This is a genomic window from Paenibacillus sp. NN59, from assembly GCF_057597225.1.
Genome location: NZ_CP199678.1, coordinates 4264596 through 4281980, shown reverse-complemented (window position 1 = coordinate 4281980; position 17385 = coordinate 4264596). Strand labels below are relative to the sequence as shown.

Annotated in this window: 17 protein-coding genes; 15 read left to right on the top strand and 2 right to left on the bottom strand. The window is 47.4% G+C overall.

The genetic code is table 11. From position 1 onward, the window contains the following. Window position 1: 1 nt before the first annotated feature. The 6 genes from ACT89M_RS18880 (at window position 2) to ACT89M_RS18855 (ending at window position 6543) form a co-directional block, all read left to right on the top strand. Window positions 2-1213, top strand: a complete 1212-nt coding sequence (locus ACT89M_RS18880; RefSeq protein ID WP_154888335.1) for a HEAT repeat domain-containing protein — start codon at window positions 2-4, stop codon at window positions 1211-1213. Between the two features lie 22 nt (window positions 1214-1235). Then, window positions 1236-2636 (top strand): glycosyltransferase family 2 protein, encoded by a 1401-nt coding sequence (locus ACT89M_RS18875; protein WP_186809635.1) that lies wholly within the window; start codon window positions 1236-1238, stop codon window positions 2634-2636. A gap of 39 nt (window positions 2637-2675) precedes the next feature. Further along, entirely contained in the window at window positions 2676-3479 is an 804-nt protein-coding gene (locus tag ACT89M_RS18870; RefSeq protein ID WP_308723153.1) for a response regulator transcription factor, read from the top strand. Between the two features lie 264 nt (window positions 3480-3743). Continuing rightward, complete coding sequence (locus ACT89M_RS18865) at window positions 3744-5111, top strand: nucleotide sugar dehydrogenase (protein ID WP_090922673.1); 1368 nt, start codon at window positions 3744-3746, stop codon at window positions 5109-5111. A gap of 8 nt (window positions 5112-5119) precedes the next feature. Further along, complete coding sequence (locus ACT89M_RS18860) at window positions 5120-6067, top strand: hypothetical protein (protein WP_308723152.1); 948 nt, start codon at window positions 5120-5122, stop codon at window positions 6065-6067. A 131-nt stretch (window positions 6068-6198) separates the two neighbouring features. After that, the gene (locus ACT89M_RS18855; protein ID WP_308723151.1) at window positions 6199-6543 is read left to right on the top strand and encodes a DUF3139 domain-containing protein; all 345 of its coding nucleotides are present in this window, start codon (window positions 6199-6201) and stop codon (window positions 6541-6543) included. Between the two features lie 72 nt (window positions 6544-6615). Here the strand turns inward: ACT89M_RS18855 and ACT89M_RS18850 are convergent, their stop codons facing one another. Both ACT89M_RS18850 and ACT89M_RS18845 read right to left on the bottom strand, forming a co-directional pair. Then, window positions 6616-7089 carry a stalk domain-containing protein gene (locus tag ACT89M_RS18850; protein WP_308723150.1) on the bottom strand — a complete coding sequence of 158 codons (474 nt, stop codon included), beginning with the start codon at window positions 7087-7089 and terminating at the stop codon, window positions 6616-6618. A 249-nt stretch (window positions 7090-7338) separates the two neighbouring features. Further along, window positions 7339-8214 carry a helix-turn-helix transcriptional regulator gene (locus ACT89M_RS18845; RefSeq protein WP_253493010.1) on the bottom strand — a complete coding sequence of 292 codons (876 nt, stop codon included), beginning with the start codon at window positions 8212-8214 and terminating at the stop codon, window positions 7339-7341. A gap of 445 nt (window positions 8215-8659) precedes the next feature. Here ACT89M_RS18845 and ACT89M_RS18840 point away from each other — a divergent pair, with 445 nt between their 5' ends. From ACT89M_RS18840 to ACT89M_RS18800, 9 genes are all read left to right on the top strand, one after another. Further along, window positions 8660-9880: an LLM class flavin-dependent oxidoreductase gene (locus ACT89M_RS18840; protein ID WP_308723149.1), complete on the top strand. Its 1221-nt coding sequence runs from the start codon at window positions 8660-8662 to the stop codon at window positions 9878-9880. Beyond that, a complete protein-coding gene (locus ACT89M_RS18835) occupies window positions 9877-11151 on the top strand; it encodes an ABC transporter substrate-binding protein (RefSeq protein ID WP_154888341.1) in 1275 nt (424 codons plus the stop codon). Before ACT89M_RS18840 ends, ACT89M_RS18835 begins: the two co-directional genes overlap by 4 nt. 3 nt (window positions 11152-11154) lie before the next feature. Further along, on the top strand, window positions 11155-12027 hold the full coding sequence (locus ACT89M_RS18830; protein WP_186375464.1) for a carbohydrate ABC transporter permease: 873 nt from the start codon (window positions 11155-11157) through the stop codon (window positions 12025-12027). Window positions 12028-12223: 196 nt separating this feature from the next. Further along, window positions 12224-13039 carry a carbohydrate ABC transporter permease gene (locus ACT89M_RS18825; RefSeq protein WP_308723148.1) on the top strand — a complete coding sequence of 272 codons (816 nt, stop codon included), beginning with the start codon at window positions 12224-12226 and terminating at the stop codon, window positions 13037-13039. A gap of 162 nt (window positions 13040-13201) precedes the next feature. After that, complete coding sequence (locus tag ACT89M_RS18820; RefSeq protein WP_090922661.1) at window positions 13202-14419, top strand: MFS transporter; 1218 nt, start codon at window positions 13202-13204, stop codon at window positions 14417-14419. Between the two features lie 505 nt (window positions 14420-14924). Continuing rightward, window positions 14925-15551 carry a cell wall hydrolase gene (locus ACT89M_RS18815; RefSeq protein WP_154888672.1) on the top strand — a complete coding sequence of 209 codons (627 nt, stop codon included), beginning with the start codon at window positions 14925-14927 and terminating at the stop codon, window positions 15549-15551. 251 nt (window positions 15552-15802) lie between these two features. Beyond that, complete coding sequence (locus ACT89M_RS18810) at window positions 15803-15961, top strand: hypothetical protein (protein ID WP_487344775.1); 159 nt, start codon at window positions 15803-15805, stop codon at window positions 15959-15961. Continuing rightward, window positions 15939-16817: a prohibitin family protein gene (locus ACT89M_RS18805; protein ID WP_154888346.1), complete on the top strand. Its 879-nt coding sequence runs from the start codon at window positions 15939-15941 to the stop codon at window positions 16815-16817. Before ACT89M_RS18810 ends, ACT89M_RS18805 begins: the two co-directional genes overlap by 23 nt. Window positions 16818-16991: 174 nt before the next feature. Next, entirely contained in the window at window positions 16992-17279 is a 288-nt protein-coding gene (locus ACT89M_RS18800) for a DUF3139 domain-containing protein (RefSeq protein WP_186809622.1), read from the top strand. Window positions 17280-17385 lie beyond the last annotated feature (106 nt).

Genomic DNA, 17385 nt, shown 5'->3' with positions numbered 1-17385 from the left:
CATGTTCCAGAGTTTAGCTTTGGCCTATTGGTTTTTGATCGCCTGCATTGCACTTGTGATTGTAGGCGTCATCGTTCTGTTTGCCATGAAAATGTCCCACAACGGCAAACGACGCAAAACCGCTTTGTATGAAATGAAGCAACGAGACTACTTCACGTATCTGCAGACCGCATTGACGGAGAACAGCCCACTCAAGCTGCCGCCAGGCAAGCTTGCTCCACTAGAAAGACGGGTTATTCAGGACAAGCTGATTGAATGGATTGACCAGTTCAAGGGAGAGTATCGTGACAAGCTGATCGAACTGTGCCGCGAGGCCGGATTCGTCGAACACGATCTGAAAGAGCTGGGCCGTCTGCGTTACGGACGTCAGATTGATGCAGCATATCGTCTCGGAGGCATGCGCTGTCCCGAAGCAGTTCCAGGTTTAATGGAGCTTCTCAAGGATGAGAAGCCGGGTCCGATGGCTATCATGATTGGACGTTCGATTGCGAGATGTACAACCCGGCATGGCGAGTTGAAAGACATGCTTACACTGCTTTTAACGAAAGGAAAATCGATTCATCATCTGGCAGCGGACATCTTATTGGAAGCAAACCTGGATACGAGTCGTGTGTTGATCGAATTGCTTGAGGATCGCAACCCTGATTTTGTCAAAGTAGGACTTGTGGCGATGTGGGGACAAGCGGTGCCGGAAGTAATGCCTGCACTCCACAGACTCGTCGGAGCAGAGCATGAGGATGTTCGTGCCGAAGCAGTGAAGCTGTATCTCAGTGCAAGTCCAGCACTTAAGGATGAGACGATTCTGAAGCTGATCCAGGACACCGATCCGGAAGTTCGGGCGGAAGTGGTACAGGCACTTGGTTTGAAGCATGCATCAGGCAGCATCCCGTTGCTGCGCAAGGCACTTCGCGATGAAGACTGGAGAGTTCGCTATAACAGCGCGGAAAGTTTGAGTAAGCTGGGCGAACCGGGATTCGAAGCTTTGTGTCAGGCAGCAGTGCAAGGAACGGGTGCAGAGCGCGAGATTGCCATGCAGCAGATCGAGAGCACGATGCAGCATTCGGGAACCGACCACAAGGCGGTAGAGCAGATGATTGCACATAACAAAAAAAGACTGCTGTACGAACGTTATTTTGGCCCGGTGCGCGGCGAAAACCGTACAACCAAGAAACGCACAGGCGTTGCAACAGTAGGAGGGGATTACACTGCTTAGAGATTTATTGCTAATCTACGGTATGGTCGCCATCTATTATGTGGTGTTTGTTAATACGCTTTATTTTTCCATACTGGCCTTATCATTTCGTAACATCTGGACGATCTTCCGGAGGTCACATTACTCCAAGTACAACACGTTATCCGGCTCGGAACTGGTTCCTTCGGTATCCCTGCTGGTGCCAGCGTACAACGAGGAACTGACGATTATTGAAAATGTAAACTGCCTCATGACACTGAACTATCCAACGTATGAAGTCATTGTCATTAATGATGGTTCGAACGACTCCACTTTGAAGGTGTTGCTGGAAGAATACCGGCTGAAGCCGGTGCCGAATACGCAAATTCGCGGAAAAATCTCCTGTCAGAAGATTCGCGGCATCTATCATAACCCGGACTTCCCGGATCTGTATGTCATCGACAAGGAGAATGGCGGTAAGGCCGACTCCCTCAACGCAGGGATTAATTTGTCCCATTATCCGCTGATCTCTTCCATCGATGCCGATTCACTTCTGGAGAAAGATGCTTTGATCCGCATGGCACGCATGTATATGGAGAATCCGGAAGAGACTGTCGCGATTGGTGGGGATGTCCGGATTGCCAACGGCTGCAAAATCGAAAACGGTGCGGTTCAGGACGTATCCTTGCCGCGTAAGATTTGGCCGATGTTCCAATCTATTGAGTATTTGAAAGCTTTCCTCGGCGGACGAATTGGCTGGAGTCACATGAACGGTCTGATCATCGTCTCTGGCGCATTCGGCATGTTCCGTAAGGATGCTGTTATCGCCGTAGGTGGATACCGCGACGGTTATCCAGGTGAGGACATGAACATTATTATCAAGCTTCACCGCTATATGCTGGAAAATAAACTCAAATACCGCGTCGCTTTCTGTCCTGAAGCGGTGTGCTGGACACAAGCGCCGGATTCGTACCGCATTTTGTCTAGCCAACGCAAACGCTGGGGCCGCGGGAATCTGAAAAACATGCTGGAAAATCGCGGCATGCTGTTTAATCCGAAATATAAGGTTATGGGGTTAATCACCATGCCATATAACGTTATTTTCGAAGCACTGAATCCGTATTTCCGCATTACCGGACTGATCGCTCTGGCTGGATATGTGCTTCTGGACATGACCCAGTGGCCGATCCTCGTTTTGTTTGGCTTGCTGAACTTTGTGAGTGGATATCTGCTGAGTGTAGGGGCGTTGATTCTGGAGGAAATTGCGTTTAAACGGTATAACAAGCTGTCCGATCTGGTCAAAATGCTGGTCTACTCCGCCCTGAAATTTGTGGGATATCATCAACTCGGCGTGCTGTGGAGATTGCAGGGACACATTCAGTTTTTGCAAAACAACAATTCCTGGGGCACGATGACACGCCAAAGCTGGTCTGAGGAATCCAAGGACGCGAGCAAAGCGGCTTAAGTAATACAGTAACAATAGTATAGAAGGGTGGAAAAGAACATGCCAAATACGGCGACATTGCAGCGTGAGGCTGCCGTTAATGTGTACCGCAATGTAGAACAGGGATTGAAGGAAACGGGTGCCGAAGCTTGTGGTTTAATGTTCATTCACTGTGCAGGTCAGGTTCAGCCGGAGCAGCAGGTCAGGACACATCTGGAGCAGGCGGGATATACGTCGTTCCAGGTATGGCAGGATAGTCATACACAGGCAATTGCTGTGCTGCTTCCAGGGCTTACGCTCGATGAAGTTCATTATGAAGGACTTCGTATCAAGCATGAGTTGCAAGAGAGTGCTCCTGGTGCTGATCCGCAGATCACACTGGCCAGTTTCCCGCCGGAGGAGCGCCCTTCAAAGGCAACGATTCAGCATATGGCCGAATCTTCGAAGCTTGTGGATTCATCGGAAATTCATATCTATACGCTGGAACATACGGCGGATGCCCCCGAACGGATTCTGATCGTGGATAATGATCCGACGGTTCGAGAATTTTTGCAGCTGCGTTTGAAAATGCAGGGATATGAAACCTATGAAGCAGTGGATGGACTCGCTGCACTCGACCTGATCGAGAAAGTGACCCCTGACCTCGTGCTGACCGAGCTGAATCTGTATGGCATCGATGGGCTTCCATTCATTCACCATATCCAGAAGCTGGAGATGGAGCAACCGCCTAAAATCGTCGTATTGACCGAACAGCGGGTGGAGCAGACGATCAGCCAATGTTTCAGTAGCGGTGTAGACGATTATATGACCAAGCCTTTCTCTCCTGTGGAGCTGGACGCCCGGATCAGACGTTGCCTGCACTAGAAGATAAGTAGATTAGAGTCACAACGATTACAGTTACAACCACATCTATATGATTTGGACTAGTTTATTTACACATTAACGGAGAGGACAGAAAAAAACTGAAAAAGCGAAGCGGTCGCCTTTATCACCGGATTTTCCCTTTAACAAAAGGGAATCAAAAAATCTGGGGATAACAGCGATGGGAAGTTTATTCTGTCATCGGAGTGTCCGTGTAATTAGTTCAGATCATATAAACAATCAAATATATTGCGCGGAGGGAATATCATGGAGAATCAACAATTTCACACTTTACTGAACGCGATCGAAAATAAAGAAGCGGTACTGGGCGTTGTCGGCCTCGGTTACGTCGGCCTTCCCCTTGCGGTGGAGATGGTCAACCAAGGATTTACCGTCATTGGTATCGACCTGGATGCTTCCAAAGTCGACAGCATCTACAATGGAGATTCCTATATTCACGATATTTCGTCCGACGAATTGAAAAAAGTAATGCAAAGCGGTCGCTTTCAGCCAACAACAGACTACAGCATGTTGCGTGTCATTGACGCACTGAGTATTTGCGTACCGACACCGCTCAGCGAAAACCAGGACCCGGATACCTCTTATATCGAGACGGTTGTGGATCAGATTAAACTGCATATGAAACCAGGTATGCTGATCACACTGGAAAGTACGACGTATCCAGGTACAACGGAAGAGTTGATCCAGCAGGAGCTGGACAAAATCGGACATGAGGCGGGCAAAGACTATTTCCTGTGCTTCTCACCTGAGCGAGTGGACCCATCCAACGGTCGTTTCACCACATTTAATACACCGAAGGTCATCGGCGGTACAACGGAAGCTTGTCTGAAACTAGGCACTGCGCTGTACAGCAAATATGTAGAGACTGTAGTTCCGGTATCTTCACCTAAAGTAGCGGAAATGTCCAAATTGCTGGAAAACACATTTCGCAGTGTCAACATTGCCTTTGTCAATGAAATGGCGATGATGTGTGATCGCATGGGCATCGATATTTGGGAGGTTATTGACGCGGCTGCGACGAAACCGTTTGGCTTTATGCCATTCTATCCAGGTCCGGGTATTGGCGGACACTGCATCCCGCTCGACCCGATGTATCTGTCGTGGAAGGCCAAAGGATTCCGTTTTTATAGCAAATTTATTGAACTGGCGCAATCCACCAATGACAATATGCCGTACTATGTACTGAATAAAACGTCAACAATCCTGAATGAATACGCGAAGTCTGTTCGTAAATCGAACATTCTCCTGCTCGGCATGTCGTACAAACCGAACATTGCCGATCTGCGTGAATCACCGGGACTGGAAGTATACGAGCTGTTCAAGGAAAGCGGCGCAAACGTTAACTATTACGACCCGCATGCAGAATCATTCAAAGACAAACATGGCGAAACCGTGCACAGCCAAGCCTTTAACCTGGAGCAGTTCAAAACGTATGATTGCATCGTACTGATCACCAACCACAGCGACTTGCCTTATTATGATATTGCGGAACTGGGTGTACCTATTCTGGATACACGTAATGCATTCCGCACGTACAATCACTCACATATTTACAAGATCGGTCACTCGGTACAACATCCTGTGTTTGCACCAAGTGAAGCGGTTCTCGTCTGAGGAGACCGATGAGAATACAGGGCAAGTTGGCAGGTAAGGCGAAATGGGCTATTGTGGCTGTGGTGTTCTGCCTGCTGCTCCTGTCCTGGCTGTTCAAATGGTTTTCGCATGAGGAACACAAGGCAACCTGGCTGTGGGATACGTCGATCATTATGAAGCAGACACCTGAGATTATCGCGTTCTCCAAGGAACAGGGCGTGGATACCATTTTCCTGCAAGTTCAGGATGAGGTGCCTGATGCGGCTTATCGCAAGTTCATTGCGGCTGCGACCAATGCCGAGATCGAAGTGCACGCGCTGAACGGTCATGCCGACTGGGCTTATCGCGAGAAACGCGCAGAAGGACTTGCTTTTATTGAACGCGTGCGGGCATACAATTCTTCTTCTGCGAAGAATGAACGCTTTGAAGGCATTCAGCTCGATGTCGAGCCATACCAGTTAAAACGCTGGGAGAACGAGCAGAGCAGTGTCATTGCCGAGTGGCAGAACAATATGGAGGTCTGGACGGAAGCCGGAAAGGAAGCAGGACTATATATGAGTGCAGCGATTCCATTCTGGCTGGATGCCCGGCAGTCTGCTGGAGGCAAGGAGACGTTCAGTCGCTGGGTCATCTCCCGTTTCGATGCGGTAGCTATTATGGCTTATCGGGATAGCGGGCAGCAGATGTACGATCTGTCCAAGGAAGAGCTGGCTGAAGCGGATGATCTGGGCAAGAAAGTCTGGATTGGAGCAGAACTCGCGGATACACACGAGGGAGATCACTTGACCTTTTTCCGCAAGCCCATCAGCAATATGGACGAAGAGATGCAGAAGGTGTTTGAACTCGGTGCCTCGCATTCATCGTTTGCAGGTGTGGCTGTGCATCATTATGAGGCGTGGTATGCGAAGCAAAACGGCATTCCGCTGGCGCGAAAGACCGAGGAGAAGAAAGAAGAATCACAACATCAGAAACAATAACACAAGCTTTAACGTTTAATTGATAATCCCTTCTGGGCAAAGCAGCAGGTATTCGTTCCTGCTGTGTGTAGCTCAGAAGGGATTTTAATATTATTTAGAGAATGTGAAAGTGTAGAAATGGAGGTTTCTCTATGTCGAAAAGAGTGAAAGTTAGTTTGATTGCTACTTTAGCGTTAGTTGTGGTGATATCAGGTTGGGTGTACTTCAGTTTATTTGGTAATCCGATCAAAATGAATGATGCTGAAGAGAAAGTGAGGGCTTATTTAATTCAACAAAAGCGATATTCTTCTGAGGAAATGATAGATATAACGGGTAATTATTCCTTCACAAGCTCAGAGGCTCCATATGGTGCTTCCGTAACATTCGCTGATCAGCCTAATGATAAGTATCATTACGGTCTTTTTAAGGACGGGCACATTGAGCAGTACAGTTATACGAGCGATGATCCTATACATCTGGAGTCTCGGATTAGATAAAGTCGTCCCAACTGGTGCGCTCGTTCTCCGTTTTGGTAACGTTCTATCTTTGTGAATTAGGTGCAACGTAAGTTACTCCTTACTCACTTGTACCTTTTTTGTCTGCGAGTCATAAGAAACGTGAATATCGTAGACCGAAACGACATCTTTTAGCGGAAAATAAATGCGATTTTGGATCAGAAGAACAGGGCTATTCATCCGAAATGACTCACCATCGTGCTGGAACGTTTCACTTCCAACCTTGAACTGTAATTCTGGGGTAGGAATTGCAAAGTCTTTATTGAGGACCTTAAACGTTTTGGTTTCGGATTGAAAGGATAACGCTTTGGAATTAATCTGGAACGGAAGGCAGTTCACGAATCCGTCGAGATCGACGTAGGTGTGCCCTTTAACAATCAGACCTGTAAATGATTTTTCACCCAGCACATCGGATTTGATGTTTACCGTTGAGCCGGAAGCGGAGAGAGAAGCCGCATTTACGGATGAACTGAAGCCAGTCATAGCAAGAGTTAGCACAGTCACCACTAAAAACTTGGAAATACGCATGATAACCACTCCTTTGATATATTCCTTTGGTATATTCATTAGAATTAACGTAAGAACCGGTACATAAGTTACATATGTTGGGAGTAAGTTTTTAGGAAGTGAAAGATGAGATTTTTTCGTACTGAATAAGGCAAATCCCGATCACTCGCATAGTGAAGGGGCTTGCCTTATTCAGGTTATTTTTGCGCTTGAGAACAGGAAAGTGTTCCGTTAGCGCGCCGGTTCTCTTAACCAACTAATCTAATCACTCTACTGTTCCGTTGTCGTTGTTCGGTAGCGGTTGGGAGGCAGACCAACTTGCTTTTTGAAGGCTTTGGAGAACGAAAATAAGTCCGGGTAACCCACGGAATGAGCCACCTCCGTTAAACTCAGCGTGGTCTGCACAAGCAGGAGTTTGGCTTGCTTCATTTTGAGTTGCTGGATATATTGCACAGGGGACAAGCCGTAGGCTTTACGAAACTGTTTGGCAAAATGGGTTCGATCCACCCCTGCATGGGCAGACACACCCTCCACCGAAATGCCGCCTGCAAAATGAAGTTCAATGTACTCTTTCCCTTTTTGAAGCCAGGGGGTGGCTACATCCGGTTGCAAGTCTTTGTTCGCCGGAGAGCGTGCAATGCGGTCGAAAAGGCTGAGAAACCGGATCAGTCGCCCCAAATCACTGGCACTGTCCCGCGGTTTACGAACGTCCTCCATAAATGAACGCATGTTGCTAGCTGTTTCGGGCGTGAGTACACCTGAACGGTACGGACTCTCAGAACTTAAGCCAATTCGGGAGAGCAGTTCAGCGGCATATGCTCCGTCAAAGGCAATAAATATTTTTTGAAGGGGATGGTCGGGATCTGTCCAGTACTCATGCGTCACATGTGGAAACAGACAGAAGGCATCTTTCGCTCGCAAGGGATACTGCTGTCCGTTCTGAATAAATGTACCTTCCCCCTCCAACACAAATAACAAGTAGTGATAAGGCGTAGTTCGAGGACCTATATGATAATTGCTTTTGGCAATGTTATGGCCAATGCGTAACGGCCATGCACCGCTGGCCTTCTCAAATTCAGACGGAGTGAAAAATAGAATATCCAAAAACTCGTGGTGGTCCTCCTTCATGCGCTCAAGCTCGGTCACCAGGAACACCTCTTTATTGTATAAGTATCGTCGATATCATCTAAAAGATTCATTTATAACCCATTATACAGGTGGGTTTTATATAAATTCAAGATCAGGTAAACCTGAATTTGAAAAATGACCACAAAATGACAAAAATAAATTGCCGCGAAATGACATTGATCACAGACAAATCAATTGATATGATGTCCATACCTATTAAACCAAGTTAATTAATCGGCATTTGTGATTATTATGGTTGCTAAATTGATTTACAAAATGACACGACAACGGAGGGTGCAGAAAAGACCTGAAGAAGCGAAGCGTGCGCCTTTGTCACCGGATTTCCCCCATAAAAGGGGAATGAGAAGAAATCTGGGGACAAGAGTGCTCGAAAGGTTTTCTGTAACCGAAGTGTTTGAGTGGAACTTTATAAAGCAATTATCCATAGAAGGGACTGACGTGAATGAGCGAACAGGAAGAGATGAAATTTGGATGGTTTTTACCCACCGCTGGAGATGGGAAGTATGTAGGTGTAGAGCCGGAACGTGAAGCAAGTCTGGATTATCTGGTGCAGGTGGCACAGACGGCGGAAACGGCCGGATTCGAATTTGTACTCATTCCGACAGGGGGAGCCTGTCTGGACGCATGGGTGGTCGGCTCGGCGGTAATGAGTCACACCAAGACATTGCGTCCCCTTGTAGCGATTCGCCCGGGTCTGGTGACACCCGTACTCGCGGCTCGTATGGGTGCTGCACTGGATCAGCTCTCTGGCGGTCGTGCCATGATTAACGTAGTTACAGGCAGTTCGGTTCGAGATCTGGAAGAACTCGGTGATCCGCTGGCACATGCGCATGATGAACGGTATGTTCGCGCAAGCGAGTATATGGAAGTCATGAAGCGTTCGTGGACGCAGTCGACAGGCTTGAATCTGACGGAATTCGCCGGAAGTGGCGCACAATCAGGTGCAGATGCATCCAGCGAACCAAATCCTGAATTCAACGGTCAATATTACAACTTCAAAGGCCCGGTAGGCATGCCGGAGACGGTACAGAAGCCATACCCTCCATTCTATCTTGGAGGAAGTTCACCGATTGCCAAGCGAGTGGCCGTTGAACATGCAGATACCTTCCTGATGTGGGGCGAGCCGCATGACTGGATTCAGGAACAGATTGAAGAGATCGAAGTCATTCGAGAGCAGGTAAAAGAGGAGACGGGTCAAGATCGTCAGCTCCGTTACGGTATGCGTGCTCAGGTGCTCATTCGGGATACGGAAGAAGAGGCATGGGCAGCGGCATGGGATATTATCAGCAAAGTACCACCGGAAGCGATTGAAAAGGCCAAAGCCGCATTCGCCGAAACGGATGCCACCAATCAGCGCAGACAGAATGAGCTCCGGGAACTGTCCGAGAAGCAACAGTTTGTCGTTGGGCCGAACCTGTGGACTGGTTTGTCGGTGGTGCGTTCCGGTGGAGCCATCCTCATCGTGGGTACAGCGGAGCAGGTGGCAGAACGTTTGATGGAATACGGAGACTTGGGCGTGACGACATTTATTCTATCCGGTTATCCGCATCTGGAAGAAGCCGAAATCTTCGGCAAGACCGTGATGCCCATCATCCGCGAGAAATGGAAAACAAGACAGAAACAACATTCTATTACTGCTAACTTAGGAGGTCGTCTTTCATGAAAAAAACGAAAAAAATGATCCTGCCGCTTGTCAGTATGCTGGTGATGTCCATCCTGCTGTCCGCTTGCGGCGGTGGAAATAATGCGGCATCCGGAGAGAACGGCTCCTCAGGTTCAGGTAAAGTAACCATCAGCTTCATGCACTGGCGCGGCGAAGATTCTGAAGCATTTAACAAGACGATCGACGCGTTTGAAAAAGAAAACCCGAACATCCATGTGGAGATGCAGACGCTCCCATCGGATCAGTACCAATCCACTGTGCAATCCAAAATCAGCGACGGCTCCACAGGGGATGTGTTTGCATCTTTCCCTGGTGCTCAGTTCCAAGCGTTCAGCAAAGCCGGACTGTTTACGGATCTGACGGGATCATCCTTCCTGTCGGCTTACAATCCGAAACTGATTGAAGCTGGACAGCATGATGGCAAACAATATGCGATTCCGTACCAACTTGTATATAACGATCCAATCTATAACGTTAAACTGTTTGAAAAGTACGGCCTGACCCCACCGAAAGATTGGGAAGGGTTCCTGGCGCTGTGCCAAAAACTGAAAGACAATGGCATTATTCCGATTGCCTTTGCCGGAGCGGACATTGGTCCGGGTCAATTCATGAATACGATGGTGATGAACAATGCACCGAGTGACGACATTTTTACCAAAGTTGAAGCGGGCGAAGCCAAACTGACAGATGAGTTCTGGGTGAAAACGTTGACGCAAATCAAGGAACTGAACGATAAAGGATACTTCCAGCAGGATGCACTGGGTACGAAAGACCCGGCAGCAGGTGCACTATTTATTCAGGAAAAAGCAGCGATGCTTGCAAGTGGATCGTATCAACTTGCTCAGAACAAACAACAAAACCCGAATCTCGAGCAAAAGTTGCTCGCACCGATTACGGTAAGTGCCGACCAGGCGAAATATGAGGGAGTGCATACGACCACATTCATGCTTGCGGTAAACAGTAAATCGAAACACCCGGAAGAAGCGAAGAAATTCCTTGAATTCCTGAGCAAACCGGATGTAGCTGGGGCATACGCCAACCAGACAGGACAAAATGTAACGGTGAATGACGTGAAGTATGATACAGCAGAGCTTCAAGTTGCAGGAGAATGGGCGAACAAAAAGACCGTGTTCCAGCCACGGTTTACCATTCTGAATGGAGACAACCAGAAGGCGGTAACCAACTCCATTCAGGCCGTGTTAAGCGGTACTTCTCCAGAAGAAGCCGCACAGCAAGCACAAGCGATCATTGATCAGCATATCGGGAAATAAACGATGAAAAACCGTATTCAGCTATCCCTGTTTCTGTTACCCGGATTGCTGCTGTACGTTGGATTGTTCGTATTTCCTACATTGACGGGGCTGTTCTACTCCTTTACGGATTGGGACGGGGTATCCCCGTCGTATGCATTTGTAGGGCTGGATAATTACAAGGACAGTCTCAGCAGCATCGTATTTCGCAAAGCCTTCGGCAATAACGTGGAGTTTATGTTAACCGTTGTCATCGCACAAACTTTTATTTCACTCGTTCTAGCCCTGCTTCTGGTACGCAATACCAAGACAAAAGTGGTACTTCGGGCGCTGTATTTCCTGCCGGCGATTCTGTCGTCGGTATCGGTTGGTCTGATCTGGGCCTTCATGTATGACCCGTCCATTGGACTGATCAATTACGGATTAAACGAGGCGGGCATGAGCAGTATTGCTCGTAACTGGATCGGTGATCCGAAGATTGCGATCTTCTCTATCGCTGCGGTGCAGGTCTGGGCTCATGCAGGGCAGATGATGATTGTGTTCATCGCAGGTCTGCAAGGCATTCCGGCAGAACTGTATGAAGCGGCACGTATGGACGGCGGGAGCAAATGGCAGGTATTCCGCACCGTGACCTGGCCGCTGCTGGCTCCTTCGGCAACGATTGTGGTAGCCTATACGACCATCCAGTCGTTCAAGGCCTTTGATCTTATTTTCACGATGACGGATGGAGGCCCAAACTACGCCACTGAAATTTTGACCACATATATTTATCATACGGCTTTTGGCAGCTATTCGTTTGGTCTGGCTTCTGCCGGTTCGATGATCTTCCTGGTGTTGCTCGCGTTGCTGACGCTATTACAGTTCAAGGCGCTCCGTGCCGACCGGGTGAGCTATTAACGGATAAACGATGGCTTCTTTTCGTCAGCGTTATCGGCGAGATATGGCAAGTCAAAATGTATACAAGAGTATGTGAAAGAGCCATTGTAGAGAATCGAGAGCTGTGTTCGAAAAATACGAGCTAGTTGATGCTAATGTTGAATGCAGAGAGTAGTTATAAGTGTAGGTTAAGAAGATGAGGAAGGGGGGAATTTGTATGGTTTTAAAATGGTTCAATCGGCTGATCCTATTCGTGTACGCGCTACTGATTCTTGTACCATTGTACTTTGTATTTGTATCTTCGTTCAAAACAAGCAGTAATTTCTTCACCAGTCCATTCAGCTGGCCGGAGCCGTTTACGTGGGATAATGTGACGGGTTTGTTCCGTAATCAGCCGATGTGGCAATACTTCGGGAACAGTATGATTGTGACGCTCGGCACAGTTGCGATTGAACTGTTGCTAAGTAGCATGATTGCGTACGCCATTGTACGCTGGGGCGGCAACGTAGGCAAAATAGTGTTTGCACTCTTTGTTGCTGGCCTAATCGTACCGTCCCAGGTCAGCATGTTGCCGATCTATTCCCTCACACGTACGCTCGGATGGTCGGACAGTCTGACGGGCTTGATTATCGTGTCGGCGGCCATGCTGATGCCCGTTTCTGTGTTCATGCTGACGGGTTTTATGCGTATGTTGAATTCGGAAATTTTGGAAGCAGGTAGTATGGATGGCGCAAACGAGTGGAGACTCTTCACCCGAATTGCTCTGCCACTGGCAGCACCTTCACTGGCGGCAACGGCAACGTTCCTGCTGGTGATGGTCTGGAATGACTTGCTCATTCCAATGCTTATGCTTACCAGCAAGTCCAAGCTGACCTTGCCACTTGCCCTGATGCAATTCCGCGGGGAGTACGTGACGAATTATCCGATGATGCTGACTGGTGTTCTAGTGACAGCGATCCCGATGATTGTGCTGTTCTTGCTACTTCAGCGTTATTTCGTCGCAGGTCTGACCGCTGGTTCCCTTAAAGGTTGAGGGGCGAGAAGAAGACTGAGAGATCCTTTACAAAATCGAGTTCGTTTTATATTCGTTGTAAATTGGCGTCACGTCGTATTTTGCATTGATTTCTGGTTCATTCTGCATAATAATGGTTTAGTGTCAGGATGACTACATAGAGATCAAGGGAGCTATAATCTGATGAGTAAATTGGAAGTGTTGCGGAATCCCAAGCAGCGCAAGCTGCTGTTCAGTGCCGGCATGAGCTGGCTGTTTGATGCGATGGAGGTCGGCATGATCTCCTTTATCGTAGCTGCACTCGCGAAGGAGTGGAGTCTTAGTCCCGGACAAGTCGGGGTGCTGACAAGTATCAACTCTATCGGGATGGCACTGGGTGCCCTGCTTGCAGGTGCACTTGCAGACCGTTTTGGACGAAAAGCGATTCTGATGTGGACGTTGCTGATCTTTACGATTGCAAGCGGTCTATCAGCACTCGCTACTGGTTTTGCAGTCTTGTGTGCACTACGTCTCGTTGCAGGGATCGGTCTTGGCGGCGAGCTGCCCGTAGCATCTACGCTGGTATCGGAATCGATGCCTACAGCGGAACGTGGACGTGCCGTTGTATTATTGGAAAGCTTCTGGGCAGGGGGCTGGATTGTATCGGCGCTGATTGCCAACTTTGTCATTCCAGAGTACGGATGGAGAATTGCATTTGCTATTGGAGCTCTTCCGGCGTTCTACGCGCTGTATTTACGCCGTGCCATCCAAGATCCTCCGCGGTACAAGAATCACACGAAATTGCATAAAATCACGTTCCGCGAGAAGGTTGCCACGGTGTGGTCCGCACCGCATCGCCGCACCACATTAATGCTATGGATTTTGTGGTTTACCGTTATTTTCTCGTATTATGGCATGTTCTTGTGGTTGCCTTCGGTTGTGATGGCGAAAGGCTTTACGTTGGTCAAAAGTTTCCAGTATGTGTTGATCATGACGATCGCACAGTTGCCAGGTTACTTCACTGCTGCGTATTTCATTGAACGTTTTGGCCGCAAATTCGTACTTGTCGTGTACCTTACTTTGACTGCGTTCAGTGCGATTGCCTTTGGACTGGCTACAACCGAAGCGACCATTTTGGCCGCCGGAATCTGCTTATCGTTCTTCAACCTGGGAGCTTGGGGCGGACTGTACGCATACAGCCCTGAATTGTATCCGACTTCGGTTCGTTCCACAGGCGTTGGACTAGCTACATCGGTAGGCCGGATCGGGGGCGTACTTGCACCATTTATGGTAGGTATGCTTGTTCAGAAGGCAGTTCCAATCAGCCTGATTTTCACCATTTTCTTCGTGACAATTCTCATTGGAGCAGCTGCTGTGCTGTTCTGGGGTCGGGAAACGAAAGGGCAGGAACTCGCCGAGTAATGTTCAGAAAATTTTAGCGCAACTTTTGTGCGGGTCTGTTTGCCTACGAAAATGGTGGATGGACAAGCGGTACAAGGTTGATATAAGAAGAGGTGTGGCCCTGATACGACCATGGGCTCATGCCTCTTTTTGATCTGCACAGGACTCATTTTTTCATGCTCCATCGGTCCGATAGACGGGCAATTTTTGATATCCTATAATGACACTCGGGATGTCCATCCGAGAGGATTCAGGGGGAAGCGTATAACTGGATTCAGAAAAATGGAGGGTTAAGGAAATGACGAATAAGAAGAATACAATGAGCGAAATGCATATGACGAGTGAACAGAATAGCGTGTACGAAATGGTGCGAGTTGATGAAGAGGCAGGGATGAATATCATATATGGGTATTCTGATCCGAATGATCTGCGCACGAGTGCAGACGATATGGAACCTATTACCGTGAGTCGTAAAGTCACCCATCGCAGGGGGAGAAAGACGAACAAAAGAGCAGGCCGAGTCAGTATGCTTCTTGGCGCCTGTGCAATGACACTTGGACTTACCGTTGCCGCGCCTTCGGCTGGAGCACAGAAGCTGGAGCAGGGCATTCGCAGTGAACACGTGGTACAACTGCAAGAGCAATTAAGTGAGCTCGGATATTTTGACGCTGGAGTAACAGGTTATTACGGTTCGATCACTCAGAGTGCAGTTCGCGATTTCCAGCAAGCGCAGGGATTAAGTGCCGATGGTGTAGCAGGTCCGGTGACGCTGAACAGGCTGAACCAAAAGGTCAAAGCCGAAGGAGAAACACTGCGTCAACTAGCGAAGCTGATCCATGGGGAAGCACGCGGGGAATCTTTTGAAGGACAGGTCGCTGTAGGGGCAGTTGTCTTAAACCGGGTGCAATCGGGGGAGTTTCCGTCATCCATCTCCGAAGTCATTTTCCAAAAAGGTCAGTTCACAGCGGTAGACGATGGTCAATTTAATCTGAAGCCAACCGCAACCTCGTTCAAGGCTGCCCGTCAAGCTCTCAATGGTGCCGACCCAACGCATGGCGCGCTATTTTATTACAATCCGAAAATTGCCACGTCTGAGTGGAGTAAGAGCAGACCGACACTGCTGACCATTGGGCAGCATGATTTTACGAGATAAGTGTAAGTTGAGATATCTAATGTAACACTACTAAAAATAATAGTAATAATGAACCCCGGCTGTACGCTGCTGAATGCAGATGTGCTACCGGGGTTTATTTTATATTTAGGCTATGCAGGACATGCATATAAGTGGTACTGGAAATCCATGGAACCAAATATAAATTTACAAAGTATATATAATGAAGGGTATAATTAGTTGCTAATTATAAATTGTGCTTTGGGTTACATCCATAAGAAGGGAGGACAAATATGCCATTTATTGGGGGAATTATTATAATTTTTATCCTAGCATTTATTCTATGGTCATTAATGTTCCCGCTATTCAATAAAATAGGTAGTAGAATTCTGAAGAAATACAATAAATTCAAACAAGAGGAGAATGGTGATGAAAAATTCAAAGACGTTTAGGGTAGGAGCGATCGCGGTTGCCTTTGTTATTATCTTGGGAGTCGTACTGATGACTTTCTTTTTAACACGAATTCCGAATGGATATGTCGGGGTTGTCTATTCACCCAATGGAGGCGTAAAGGATAGTACATTGAGTCAAGGCTGGAAGCTCGTTGGAGCGTTTGATAAAGTGACCAAATATCCGATCCGGATTCAAACGGTTGAATACAGAGACATTCAGATTGCTACTTCTGATGGAAAGAACATCACCATCGATTTTGCTTATAACTACCAAGTCGAACCAAGTAAGGTATCTTCTATCTTTAATACATTTGGGCCAATTAGCATTCAAGAAATCGAGGATACATATCTCAAAACACGTTTCCGTGACGCAGCCCGTAAAGGTATCTCCAAGTTTACAGTCATTGATGTTTATGGCGAAAAGTCATCTGAAGCAGGCGTAGACGTGCAACAACGTTTCTCTGATGATGTTAAGGAGTTAGGCTTTATTGTATCTAACGTTACTGTAGGTGTTCCTCAACCTGATGCCAAGACTCAGGAAGCAATCGATAAGCGTGTCGAAGCTTCTCAAGAACTGGAACGTAAAACGACTGAACTGGAGATCGCCAAGAAAGAAGCAGATCGCAAGCGCGTGGAAGCGCAAGGTAATGCAGACAAACTGTTGATCGAAGCAGAAGGTCAGGCTAAAGCCAATAAAGAGCTGCAACAATCCTTATCCAGTCAACTCGTTGAATATGAAACCATCAAGAAATGGGATGGAGCTCTTCCATATGTGAGTGGATCAAATACACCAATGATTCAATTGCCGACGACCAAAACAGAGCAAAATAGCAGCACGGGTAGCGTGTCTCCCTAGTTAGCGGTATGAAATGCATACCTTGCTTTTTCGACAATTGAAGATGTTGAATTCTAATGAACAAGCCGATCCAATATGGGGCGGACTTGTTCATTTTTGAGTCTTTTCATAGGTATATAAGTCGTGTTCATCACACAGCTTATATTGTTATAATGTAAATGGTAGGTGAGTAAAATGAAGTACTTAAAAGGAGCAGTAATTTTTATAATATTAGCGGGCGTAGTTTCAATTATATGGTATGGTTCCTATGAAAATGATATGAAGAAACTAGAAGACGGCTTAAGAACGTATTTAACTGTTGAGAAAGGATTAAATGAAAACGATATTATAAGCATCACAGCTCGTCGTAGTAAAATGCCGAAGTACCCTGTTGTAGTGAAATTAAAAGATGATCCACAGGAGCATGTCTACACCTATAGAGGAGAGCAATGGGTGCAATTAACACCTGACCCACATTCGTGAAAAATTTTATTTTATGAATTCTGATAAACAAGTGAGTCCATTAGTGGAATAGCTTGTTTACTTGAGTTTTTCTTAAGAGGTCCTGTAAGAGTTAATATAGCCTCAC

Coding starts and splice junctions, on each gene's coding strand:
- ACT89M_RS18880 (WP_154888335.1), top strand. CDS start 2: ATGTTCCAGAGTTTAGCTTTGGCCTATTGGTTTTTGATCGCCTGCATT.
- ACT89M_RS18875 (WP_186809635.1), top strand. CDS start 1,236: ATGGTCGCCATCTATTATGTGGTGTTTGTTAATACGCTTTATTTTTCC.
- ACT89M_RS18870 (WP_308723153.1), top strand. CDS start 2,676: ATGCCAAATACGGCGACATTGCAGCGTGAGGCTGCCGTTAATGTGTAC.
- ACT89M_RS18865 (WP_090922673.1), top strand. CDS start 3,744: ATGGAGAATCAACAATTTCACACTTTACTGAACGCGATCGAAAATAAA.
- ACT89M_RS18860 (WP_308723152.1), top strand. CDS start 5,120: ATGAGAATACAGGGCAAGTTGGCAGGTAAGGCGAAATGGGCTATTGTG.
- ACT89M_RS18855 (WP_308723151.1), top strand. CDS start 6,199: ATGTCGAAAAGAGTGAAAGTTAGTTTGATTGCTACTTTAGCGTTAGTT.
- ACT89M_RS18850 (WP_308723150.1), bottom strand. CDS start 7,089: ATGCGTATTTCCAAGTTTTTAGTGGTGACTGTGCTAACTCTTGCTATG.
- ACT89M_RS18840 (WP_308723149.1), top strand. CDS start 8,660: ATGAGCGAACAGGAAGAGATGAAATTTGGATGGTTTTTACCCACCGCT.
- ACT89M_RS18835 (WP_154888341.1), top strand. CDS start 9,877: ATGAAAAAAACGAAAAAAATGATCCTGCCGCTTGTCAGTATGCTGGTG.
- ACT89M_RS18830 (WP_186375464.1), top strand. CDS start 11,155: ATGAAAAACCGTATTCAGCTATCCCTGTTTCTGTTACCCGGATTGCTG.
- ACT89M_RS18825 (WP_308723148.1), top strand. CDS start 12,224: ATGGTTTTAAAATGGTTCAATCGGCTGATCCTATTCGTGTACGCGCTA.
- ACT89M_RS18820 (WP_090922661.1), top strand. CDS start 13,202: ATGAGTAAATTGGAAGTGTTGCGGAATCCCAAGCAGCGCAAGCTGCTG.
- ACT89M_RS18815 (WP_154888672.1), top strand. CDS start 14,925: ATGCTTCTTGGCGCCTGTGCAATGACACTTGGACTTACCGTTGCCGCG.
- ACT89M_RS18810 (WP_487344775.1), top strand. CDS start 15,803: ATGCCATTTATTGGGGGAATTATTATAATTTTTATCCTAGCATTTATT.
- ACT89M_RS18805 (WP_154888346.1), top strand. CDS start 15,939: ATGAAAAATTCAAAGACGTTTAGGGTAGGAGCGATCGCGGTTGCCTTT.
- ACT89M_RS18800 (WP_186809622.1), top strand. CDS start 16,992: ATGAAGTACTTAAAAGGAGCAGTAATTTTTATAATATTAGCGGGCGTA.